Source organism: Alphaproteobacteria bacterium, from assembly GCA_030740435.1.
Taxonomy (GTDB): domain Bacteria; phylum Pseudomonadota; class Alphaproteobacteria; order UBA2966; family UBA2966.
The window spans coordinates 1-11,337 of record JASLXG010000026.1; the positions used below are offsets into that span (position 1 = coordinate 1).

6 protein-coding genes and 1 tRNA gene are annotated in these 11,337 nt (G+C 67.2%); 1 reads left to right on the forward strand and 6 read right to left on the reverse strand.

Annotated features, from left to right (window positions below; translation table 11 throughout):
- Positions 1–755: 755 nt before the first annotated feature.
- The 6 genes from QGG75_02955 to QGG75_02980 form a co-directional block, all read right to left on the reverse strand.
- Positions 756–832 (reverse strand) — tRNA-Glu (locus tag QGG75_02955).
- Positions 833–1,421: 589 nt separating this feature from the next.
- Positions 1,422–3,227: a single-stranded-DNA-specific exonuclease RecJ gene (recJ, locus tag QGG75_02960; GenBank protein MDP6066205.1), complete on the reverse strand. Its 1,806-nt coding sequence runs from the start codon at positions 3,225–3,227 to the stop codon at positions 1,422–1,424.
- Positions 3,228–3,659: 432 nt separating this feature from the next.
- Complete coding sequence (glpX, locus tag QGG75_02965) at positions 3,660–4,628, reverse strand: class II fructose-bisphosphatase (GenBank protein MDP6066206.1); 969 nt, start codon at positions 4,626–4,628, stop codon at positions 3,660–3,662.
- Between the two features lie 19 nt (positions 4,629–4,647).
- Positions 4,648–5,934 (reverse strand): homoserine dehydrogenase, encoded by a 1,287-nt coding sequence (locus QGG75_02970; GenBank protein ID MDP6066207.1) that lies wholly within the window; start codon positions 5,932–5,934, stop codon positions 4,648–4,650.
- Positions 5,931–7,154, reverse strand: coding sequence for an LL-diaminopimelate aminotransferase (locus tag QGG75_02975; GenBank protein ID MDP6066208.1), 1,224 nt, complete (start codon positions 7,152–7,154; stop codon positions 5,931–5,933). The genes QGG75_02970 and QGG75_02975 overlap by 4 nt, the downstream gene beginning before the upstream one ends.
- Positions 7,155–7,206: 52 nt before the next feature.
- Positions 7,207–8,697: an OmpA family protein gene (locus QGG75_02980; protein MDP6066209.1), complete on the reverse strand. Its 1,491-nt coding sequence runs from the start codon at positions 8,695–8,697 to the stop codon at positions 7,207–7,209.
- A gap of 183 nt (positions 8,698–8,880) precedes the next feature.
- Between QGG75_02980 and phaC the strand changes: the two genes are divergently transcribed.
- Positions 8,881–10,671: a class I poly(R)-hydroxyalkanoic acid synthase gene (gene phaC / locus QGG75_02985; protein ID MDP6066210.1), complete on the forward strand. Its 1,791-nt coding sequence runs from the start codon at positions 8,881–8,883 to the stop codon at positions 10,669–10,671.
- The last annotated feature ends 666 nt before the right edge of the window (positions 10,672–11,337 follow it).

The window sequence follows — 11,337 nt, forward strand, 5'->3', positions numbered from 1 at the left end:
TTCGCGACGGGCGCTTCAGTCGCATCGCCGTATACATGGCGGGTGAAAATACCCTGACCCCAACCCTAGCCCGCATTTCTCACCGGGGCACGGCCTGCGTCGCGCCCAGGTGATGCGGTCCGGAAGGAAAAGGTCGAAGAGCGTAGTGGGACTACGCTCTTCGATCTTTTCCGTAGCGGGCGCGCGGCTGGGGGCGACCCTTCGGGCGTGGGGGGGGGGGGGGGGGGGGGGGGGGGGGGGGGGGGGGGGGGGGGGGGGGGGAGCCCCGGGGCCCCGCCGGCGCCGCCCCCCCCCCCCCCCGCGACGCGCAGGCCATGACCCGGTGAGAAATGCGGGCTAGATAGGGAGGCGGAAAAATGAGCGATTTCGAACTGCTCGACTACCAGGTGACGGACCCCCTTCATGTGCCGCCTCTATGTGTTGCAGGCGATTCGCACAATACCGACCCTATTCATCAGCGTTGGGCGTGACATTTCGCAAAGCCGCCACCACCGCGTCTACATCTCGAGGAATTTTCGTTTTTTCATCGGTCACGATGCCGTCACAGTTGACCGATACCATGCCTTTCCCCCTGGGCCCTCTCCATTGGACTGGTCGCCACCCCAAATCGTCCCGCGAGACTACGGTAATTCGGTCCGAAACGCGCGTCCCAGCAGGCCCTTGGGCGCGGGCCGAATCCAGAAATACGTTTTCCGTACATTTTCCGTACGTTTGGGGGCAGGGGGGTTCGTTCACCCCGAAACGGGCAGAAAACCTGGTGACCCCAACGGGATTTGAACCCGTGTCTCCACCTTGAAAGGGTGGTGTCCTGACCAGGCTAGACGATGGGGTCTGCCGGTTTCGCCGGCCCCTCACTTAGTCGACGCGAGGGGCAAAATCAAATGCTTTCGGCGGGAGCGGTGTTCTTGATGTGGTGTTGGGCGCCGCGGGTGTCGAGGAACGCCCTGCTCAGCGGTCGCTTCAGAGCGCCGAAGGGGCCGGCCCCAAAAACCTGGTGACCCCAACGGGATTTGAACTCGCGTCTCCATCTTGAAAGGGTGGTGTCCTGACGGGAGCACTTTCCGCCCAAATTCGGCCATTCTGACGGGCCCTTTTGGTCCGAGGCGTCGTCGAAGGCCTTGCGTGTAGCCCCACTACACGTTGCGGCCACCTCCTACCCTCAGATCAAAATTGCTTTGCCAGAATGGCCGAATTTGGTCGGAAAGTGCTCTGCTAGACGATGGGGGCCGCCGGTGTGGCCGGCCCCTCACTTGGTCGACACGGGGGGCAAAATCAAATGCTTTCGGCGGGGGTGGGGTTTTCTCTGCGGAGACGCGCGCCGAGGCAGGGGCGGGTATTGAATTGCGAAACCTGGTGACCCCAACGGTATTTGAACCCGTGTCTCCACCTTGAAAAAGTGGTGTCCTGACGCGAGCGTCAAATCAATCGCTTTCGGCCGGGGCCGCGTCTTCGATGTGGAGCTGCACCTCGCGGCGTCCGCGCCACTCGTCGGCGCGCAGGTGGCCGGCCAGGTGCAGGCGGCCGCCGTGGGCCTCCAAGAGTGCCCGGCCGAGCGGGCGTTCCAGGACGCGGAAGGCTATGGCCTTGAGGCGGCCGCCGTCGCTCGAGGACAGGCGGCAGCTCACGTGGTCCTGGCCCACCACCTTGGCGAAAGCCAGCGTTACCGAGGGCAGCACGAAGCGGGGTTCGGGGTTGCCGGCGCCATAGGGGCCGGCCTGGGCCAGGAGATCGAGGAGCTCCACCGTGGCGGCCGAGAGGCCGAGAGCCGCGTCGATATCGAGGCTTGCCACCGGGCCCAGTGCCGCCACCTGGGGGGCCAGGCGGTCGGTGAGAAAACGGGTCAGGTCGTCGAGTTTTTCTTCCGCCACCGTCAGGCCCGCAGCCATGGCGTGGCCGCCGCCGGCCAGCAAAAGTCCCTGCTGGCGGGCGGCGATGACGGCGGCGCCGAGGTCGACGCCGCGCAGCGAGCGGCCCGAGCCCTTGCCGATGCCGTCGTCGAGCGCGATGACGATGGCCGGGCGGCGCAGGCGGTCCTTGAGCCGGCTGGCGACGATGCCGACGACGCCGGGATGCCAGCCGCCACGGGCGGCTACCACCACGGGTGGGGGTGAGGAGGGGGCCTCGCCCGACGGTGCGACTTGCTCCAGCGCCTCTTCCAACACCGCCGCCTCGATCTCGCGGCGCTCCGTGTTGAGGCGGTCGAGCTCAGCCGCGATGCCCTGGGCCTCGAGGGGGTCGTTGGTGCTGAGCAGCCTGGCGCCGAGATCGGCTTGCCCCACCCGGCCGCCGGCGTTGACCCGGGGGCCCAGGACGAAACCGGCGTGGTAGGTGCCGGGCGCACTCGCCAGGCCGGCCACGTCGGCCAGCGCCACCAGGCCGGGGTTCGTTCGCGCCGCCATGACCTTGAGGCCCTGGGCCACCAGGGCGCGGTTGAGGCCATGAAGCGCCACCACATCGCAGACCGTGCCCAGCGCCACCAGGTCGAGCCAGGCCATGAGGTCGGGCTCTCGGCGATCCGGGCCGTACCAGCCCGCTGCCCGCAGGCAGCGGTTGCAGGCGATGACCAGCAGGAAGGCGACGCCGACGGCGGCGAGCTGGCCGTAGCCCGGTTCCTCGTCGAGGCGGTTGGGATTGACGATGGCACGGGCCGGCGGCAATTGGGGCTCGGCCTGGTGGTGGTCGACGACGATGACCTCGAGCCCGGCCTCGGCGGCGGCGGCCAGGGGATCAAACGCGGCGATGCCGCAATCGACGGTGACGACCAGGACGACGCCGTCGGCGGCGAGCTGCAAAAGCGCCGGCGCGTTGGGGCCGTAGCCCTCGCGCAGGCGGTCGGGGATGTACATTTCCGCCCGGCCGCCGACGGCCGCCAGGAAACGCAGCAAGAGCGCCGTCGAGGTGGCGCCGTCGACGTCGTAGTCGCCGAAGACGGCCACCCGGTCGCCGTTTCGTATGGCGCCTGCCAGGCGCTCGGCCGCTTCGTCCATGTCATGAAAGCGCGAGGGATCGGGCAGCGTTGCCTTGAGGGTGGGATCGAGATAGGCCGCAGCCTCGTCGAGCGTCACATTACGGGCCGCCAAGACCCGGCCCAGCACGTCCGGCAGCTCGAGCTGCTGGGCCAGGGCCTGGGCCAGGCGGTCGTCGGCCGGGCGCAAGCGCCAGCGCTTGCCGGCCAGCGAACGTTCGACGCCGAGCAGAGCTTCGCTTTGGCTGGTATCGGGGCTCACTTGCGCCACCACGGCGTTTGCCGCGCCGCCGCCACAGTGGGCCTAACGCATGCGCACATCGTTTTGATGACGTTCCGGTCAGGCCTGGCACCGGCTGGGCAGTGGAGAAGTCCTTTAGATTCACCACAGAGGCACAGAGGCACAGAGATTTCGAAAAAGGCGAGTGGCACCGCTAGCCTGGCAAGCGTCATCGCCAAGCAGGTGTCCTGGCACCTGCCTCGGTAGGGCAGCGTCTGGCAAAAGGCAGGCTGATACCCGCTGAGAACCGTGGGTTCAGTAAGGCTCCGCCACGGCGCATCCCGAAAACCCTCTCTGTGTCTCTGTGCCTCTGTGGTCAATTCACCATGCTTCAAGTGGCTGGGCACTCGAAGATGCGTGCATGCCTTAGCCACGGCGGGGGTGCTTGCCGGTACTGCCCGTCACGCCAGCGCCCTAAAGCCGGCGCGTGCCGTGGCGGGTGCGCAGCCAGCGCACGGTTCCGGTCTTGGCCCGCATGACCACGGAATGGGTGGAGATGGTGCCCTGTTCGCGTTTGACTCCGTCCAGCATGTTGCCGTCGGTGACGCCGGTGGCGGCGAAGATGACGTCGCCCGACGCCATGTCGTCCAGCGTGTATTTGCGCTCGAAATCGGTGATGCCGAAGCGCTGGGCGCGGCCCCGTTCGTCGTCGTTGCGAAAGACCAGGCGGCCCTGCATCTGGCCGCCGATGCAGCGCAGCGCCGCCGCCGCCAGCACGCCCTCGGGGGCGCCGCCGATGCCCATGTAGATGTCGACGCCGGTGGCCGGGTCGGAGGTGTGGATGACGCCGGCCACGTCGCCGTCGGGGATCAGGCGAATGCGGGCGCCGGCCTCGCGCACCTTGGCGATGGCTTCGGCGTGGCGCGGCCGATTGAGAATGCAGGCGACCAGGTCGGAAGGCTCACAACCCTTGGCCTGGGCCAGGTTTTTCAGGTTCTCGGCCGGCTCGGCGTCGAGGTCGACGACGTGATCGGGCAGACCGCCGCCGACCGCGATCTTGTCCATGTAGACGTCGGGCGAGTTCAAGAACCCGCCTTCCTCGGCGAAGGCGATGACGGCCAGCGCGTTGGGCCCGCCGGTGGCGGTGATGGTGGTGCCTTCCAGCGGATCGAGGGCGATGTCGACCTTGGGGCCGGTCTTGTCGCCGACCTCCTCGCCGATGAACAGCATCGGCGCCTCGTCGCGTTCGCCCTCGCCGATCACCACGCGGCCGTCGATGTGCAAACCATTGAGCGCCGTGCGCATGGCGTCCACTGCCACCTGGTCGGCCTCGCGTTCGTTGCCCAGTCCCATGAGCGTGGAGGCGGCAATGGCCGCCGCCTCGGCAACGCGGGCCGCCTCGATGGCCAGGTTGCGCCCCAGGATACTGTCCTCGTCTGCCATTTCGATCCCTCTACAAAGTCTACAGGGTTTCAATTCTGATCAGGCAGGGCGGTTCGATGACGACCTCGAGTTGGCCGAATTTTCCGAGCACCCGGCCCATCACGGCCTCGCGCGCATCGTGGGTGATGATGATCAGCGGCACCACGTCGCCCGGCGCCCGGCCGCGTTGCACCACGGATTCGATGGATACGCTCTCGTCCCTGAGGATGGCCGCGATGTCGGCCATGACGCCGGGCTGATCGAGCACCATCAGGCGCACGTAATATTCGCAGACATGGTCCGCCATGGTGGCCAAGGGGTGCGCCACCAGGTTTTCCAGCGGCACCCCGAAAGCGGGCAGGCGGTTGTCGCGGGCGATGTCGACGAGGTCCGAGACCACGGCCGAGGCGGTCGGGCCGCGGCCCGCGCCATGGCCCTCGAAGATGGCCTGGTCGATGAAATCGCCCTCCGCCACCACGGCGTTGAAGACGCCGTCGACGTGGGCGATGGGCGCGTTCTTGGCCACCAGGCAGGGATGCACGCGCTGCTCGATGCCACGCTCGGTCTTGGCGGCGATGGCCAGCAGCTTGATCCGATAGCCGAATTCGGCGGCATAGGCGATGTCGATGGCGCTGATCTCGCGGATGCCCTCGACGTGCACGGCCCCGAGATCGGCCGGGCAGCCGAAGGCCACGGAGGTCAGGATGGCCAGCTTGTGGGCGGCGTCGACGCCGTCGACGTCGAAGCTGGGGTCGGCCTCGGCATAGCCCAAGGCCTGGGCCTCTTGCAGCACACCGGCGAAATTGCGCCCGCTCTCCTGCATTTCCGTGAGGATGTAGTTGCAGGTGCCGTTGAGGATGCCGTAGACGCGGCTGAGCCGATTGCCCGCCAGGCCTTCGCGCAGGGCCTTGATAATGGGGATGCCGCCGGCCACCGCGGCCTCGAAGCAAAGTTCGACGCCGGCCGCCTCGGCCGCCCGGGCGAGCTCCAGGCCGTGGTGCGCGATCAATGCCTTGTTGGCCGTGACCAGGGACTTGCCATTGGCGATGGCGGCCTCGGCCACCGTTTTGGCGATACCGTCCGCCCCGCCGATCAGCTCGACGACGACGTCTATCTCGGGGTCGGCGGCCAGGGCCAGGGCATCGTCGAACCAGCGCGGGGCCGAGAGATCGAGCTCGGGGTCGTGCTCCAGGGCCGAGACGGCGGCCAGCTCGAGCCGGCGTCCGCAACGCTGTTCGAGGATATCGGCCTGGCTTGCCAGCAGCCGCACCACGCCGCCGCCGACCGTGCCCAGCCCGGCCACGCCGATGCGTAAGCCCTGGCTCACGAGGCCTCCGCCCGCTGTCCGGCGTACACGGCGGCCTCGGCGTCGTGATTGGCGAGGAAGCGCCGGATATTGCGCACGGCCTGGCGGATGCGTTGTTCGTTCTCGACCAGGGCGATGCGCACGAAACCTTCGCCGTATTCGCCAAAGCCGATGCCCGGCGATACCGCTACCTTGGCTTCGCGCAGCAGGAGCTTGGAAAACTCCAGCGAGCCGAGATTGTCAAAGGGCCGCGGCAGCGGCGCCCAGGCGAACATCGTGGCGGGCGGACTGCTGAGCGCCCAGCCCGCCGCCTCGAGACCCTTGACCAGCACGTCGCGGCGCGACTTGTAGACCTGGCGGATATCCTCGACGCAGTCCTGGGGGCCATTCAGCGCCGCCGTCGCCGCCACCTGGACCGGCGTGAAGGCGCCGTAGTCGAGATAGGACTTGATGCGGCCCAGCGCCCGCACCAGCTCGGCGTTGCCGCTGGCGAAACCGATGCGCCAGCCGGGCATGGAATAGGTCTTGCTGAGGCTGGTGAACTCGACGGCGATCTCCTTGGCGCCGGGGATCTGCAGGATCGAGGGCGGCGGCCGGTCGTCGAAATAGATCTCGGCATAGGCCAGGTCCGAGAGCACGTAGATGCCATGGCCGCGGCAGAAATCGACGATGCGCTGGTAGAACTCCAGATCCACCACCTCGGCCGTCGGGTTGGAGGGGTAGTTCAGCACCAGCGCCGCCGGCACCGGCACGCTGTGTTTGACGGCACGCTCCAGGTGTTCGAAGAAGTCGTGCTCGCCGCCCACCGGCAGGTGGCGGATGGCGGCACCGGCGATGACGAAGCCGTAGGCGTGGATGGGATAGCTCGGGTTGGGCGCCACGATGATGTCGCCGGGCGTGGTGATGGCCTGGGCCAGGTTGGCGAAGCCCTCCTTCGAGCCCAGCGTGACGATGGTCTCGCGTTCGGGATCGAGCTCGACGCCGAAACGGCGGGCGTAATAGGCCGCCTGGGCCCGCCTCAGGCCGGGGATGCCACGCGACTGGGAATAGCGGTGCGCCCGCGGATCGGAGACCGTCTCGACCAGTTTCTCGACGATGTGGGCCGGCGTCGGCTGGTCGGGGTTGCCCATGCCCAGGTCGATGATGTCGTCGCCGGCCGTCCGGGCCCGCGCCTTCATCTCGTTGACCTCGGCGAAGACGTAGGGCGGCAGCCGCTTGATGCGATGAAAATCCATGTCCATGGCGTTACGCCGCTGGGATCACGCTTGCGCGCGGCCGCCCATCGCCCGTGCCTCAGAATTCAAGAAATATTTCGGCCCGCCGGTTCTTGGCCTCGCCGGCCGGCATGACCTCGAAGTAGATGGGCTTGGAATCGCTCACCGCCTCGACCCGCAAGGCCGCCGTCTGGACGCCCAGCCGCATCAGCTCCCGGGCCACCGCATTGGCCCGGTCGACGGAAATCCGGAAGTTGACCATCTTGTGCTTGTGCAGCGGCAGGTTACGGGTGCGGTGGGAGGCATGGCCGACCACCCTGAGGCCGCCGCCGCGTGCCCTGTGGGCCGCCACGATCTGACGCAACTTGGCCTTGGACGCCGTCGTCAGGTGGGCCGATCCGGTGGCAAAATTGACCACCGCCAGCGGCTTGATGGCGGCCGCTCCGAAGGTTGCAAAGCGCGAGACCCCAGAGCGATCCGCTGTCGCCGAAAGCGCCGGCTGGCTGGCGCTCAGCGAGGCGTTATAGGATTTGCGCACGACGTCGGAGGCCGTGGTCTCGGTGGTGGTCAGCGGCGGTGCCGCCGGGGCGGCGAAACCGGGCGACGCCGGGGCCGTGGTCACGGTGGCCGCCGAGGCCGCCAGGCCCGAGGCGAAGGCCTGCAACAGAATGCTCTGGCCGGGCGCCTGTACGCCGCCGAGAGCAGCCATGGTGGCGGCGCTCGGGGCCGGCGGCGGCGGTCTCAGGGTGAGGGTCGGTGCTCGCAGCGGCGCCGGCGCGGGGGCGGGGGCGGGGGCGGCAACGACCGGCGCAGGCGCCGGAGCCGCTGGGGCCGCCGGAGCCAAAGCGGGGGCGGGCGCGGCTGCAGCCGAGCGCGGTGCCGGCGCGGCGCCGGCGCTTCCCCGCAGCTTCGGATAGGGCGCCGCGGGGCGCGCCCGCTTGACCTGCGAGCGCGGTACCAGGCGGGGCGAGAACGGCACCGCTTGCGGCGCCGCGCTTTTCACCGGGGCCGCCGGCGGCAGCGCCGAAGGCGGCGGTGGTGGCGGCAGCGTGGCGCGGGCCATCTTGACTTCCGCGGGCGCTGCCGACGCCACCTTTACTTCGGGCTTGGCTTCGGGTTTTGGCGCCGCGCGGGCCACTTTCACGGTCTTGGCCGCGGCCTTGGCCTCGGCCTTCAGCACCGGCGGCGGTGGCGGTAACGGCTCGCCGCCGCGCAGCTTCTCGTCGGTGTAGCGGGCATGCTTGCGGTCGGCCACCAGGCCACCGGTCACTTTGGCGCGTTCGGCCGCATCCGATGTCTGGGGCGCCTTTTCGGGCACGCTGCGCAGGCTGGGGAAGGCCTTACTGCTGGATTTGGCGCCGCTCTCCTTGGCGGCCGTCTGCTGCGCCGTGGTGGCGGCCTTGGGCGATCCCTGATCGGAACTGAAGACGTTGTCGTACCAGGTCACCGGGTTGGCCCAATCGGGCACGGAGGAACAGGCGCTGAGCAATACCGCAAGTGCCACCGTCAGCGGCAGGGCAAGGTGGCGGCGCGGCTGAGCCGTTGCCAGGGCTTCGGGCTGCTGGTCCATGCTGTTCGACTCCTTTATGGCACACCGACTTTCATGACACGCCGGCTTTCATAACACACCGGCTTCTAGTGTGCAGCGCAACATACACATCAATCGCATTGTGCAATGCAGCAAATTCACCTATAGTCCACGGTCCAAGCCGCGGCGGCCGACCACGCGGACCCTAGCATAAAGGAATCAGTCATGGCCGATCAACCAGCCGCTGAGCCTCGACTTCCCGACCCCCAGGCTTTGTCGCGGAATCTGGCCAAAGTGGCGGAGCGCAGCCATCAGTTGATGAGCGATTTCCTGCGCCGCCAGGCCGCCGCCGGCCCCGCTTTGGGTGATCCCCTCAACCTGGGCAACGCCTTCCTTGAACTCACGCGCCAGATGATGTCCGACCCGGCCAAGCTGATGGAGGCGCAGGCGGCGTTGTGGCAGGACTACCTGCAGCTTTGGCAGAACACAGCGCGTTCCATGATGGGTGAGACGGTGGCGCCGCTGGCGGCACCCGAGCGCGGCGACAAGCGCTTCCGCCATGAGGACTGGGAGCAGAACCAGGTCTTCGATTTCGTCAAGCAGTTCTACCTCATCACGGCGCGCTGGATGCAGCAGACGACACAGGACGTCGAGGGCCTGGACGCCGAGACCCAGGCCAAGGTCGATTTCTACACCCGCCAGTTCGCCGATGCCCTGTCGCCGAGCAATTTCGCCCTAACCAATCCCGAAGTACTGCGTGCCATTGCCGAAAGCGACGGCGAGAACCTGGTCCAGGGCCTGGACAACCTGCTGCGCGACTTGGAAAGCGGCGAGGGCAAGCTGAAGATCAGCCAGACCGACATGGCGGCCTTCGAGGTGGGCCGGAACGTCGGCGCCACGCCGGGCAAGGTGGTGTTCCAGAACCGGCTCTTGCAGCTCATCCAGTTTGCGCCCAGCACCGAGAAGGTGCGGCGCCGGCCGCTGCTGATCACGCCGCCCTGGATCAACAAGTTCTACATCCTCGATCTCAAGCCGGAAAATTCCTTCATCAAATGGGCCGTCGACCAGGGCTTCACGGTGTTCGTCGTGAGTTGGGTCAATCCCGGCGCCGAGATGGCCGACACCAGCTTCGAGGACTACATGACCAGCGGCCTGCTCGAGGCCATCGACGCCGTCTCTGCGGCCACGGGCGAGGACGAGCTGACCACCATCGGCTATTGCATCGGCGGCACCCTGACGGCGGCGACGCTGGCCTATATGGCGGCCAGGGGCGACCAGCGCGTCAAGGCCGTGACCTACTTCGTCAGCCTGGTCGATTTCGCCGAGGCCGGCGACCTCAAGGTCTTCATCGACGAGGAACAGATCAGCCAGCTCGAAGCCAACATGAACGAGCGCGGCTTTTTGCGCGGCGACGAGATGGCGACCACCTTCAACATGCTGCGGGCCAACGACCTGATCTGGTCGTTCATGGTCAATAACTACCTGCTGGGCAAGGACCCCATGCCCTTCGATCTCTTGTATTGGAACGCCGATTCGACGCGCATGCCGGCCGCCATGCACAGCTATTACCTGCGCAACATGTACATGAAGAACCTGCTCTGCCAACCCGGCGGCATAACCTTGGCCGGCCAGCCCATCGATCTCGGCCAGATCGAGATCCCGAGCTACATCCTGTCGGCCAAGGAAGACCACATCGCGCCCTGGAACGCCTGTTACAAGGCCACCCAGCTCTATTCCGGGCCCTCGAAGTTCGTGCTGGCCGGCTCGGGCCACATCGCCGGCGTCGTCAACCCGCCGGCCAGCGGCAAGTACTGCCACTGGACCAACACCAAGAAGCCCAAATCCCACGAAACCTGGCTCGAGGGCGCGACGTGCCACGAGGGTTCCTGGTGGCCGGATTGGAAGAAATGGCTGGACAAGCAATCGGGCGACAAGGTGGCGGCGCGGGTGCCGGGCGACGGTGCGCTCGAGGTCATCGAGGACGCACCAGGGTCCTACGTCAAGGTCAAAGGCTGAAAACCTTAGCGACTGCCGACACACGACGGATTCATCATTGATCCGCATATCAGGCGCGATAGCGGGTGGGCCGGCATTCGAGGTCGTTGCGCGGGCAGCGACAGCGACAGCGACAGCATAGTGGTCACAGGGAATTCCGAACCTTTTCGACGTCGTACTTGTGTCCTGGCCCCAAGCGAGGGGTGATTGTGCCCGGCCGACCGGAGATTACCTTCAAAAGAGGGTCCGTCACTGGCGTTTTCCGCCAATCCTCGGCCGCAGACTGCGACCGCACCGCCGCCATTAGCTTATCGACGTAGTCAGGTCTTTGGGCAAGGTCGGCAGCAGGGCGTCCTCACGAACGTAGCGCTGCCAACGAAGCCAGCGCCCCGCCACCTGAAGCATTTTTTGTGTCGGCTGGTAGGCGCCGTAACTAGGCCCACGCCCGCGCAATTGTTCGCCCGCCCAGTGGCGCCCGCCTCTGACCGCGATGGCCGACAACCGGCTACCCGCCCTTGCAGGTCGGCGCCTTCGCCATGTTGGCCTCGGTCTTGTTCCTGGCCGTGTTGGCCATTCCCGAGGGCTTCTTCGCCGCCCTGCCGACGTTCACCGTGGGCGACTGGCTGGCCGTGCTGTTCATCGGTGCCTCCAGCGGCATCGGCTATTTCCTCTGGCTCTGGGCCTTGC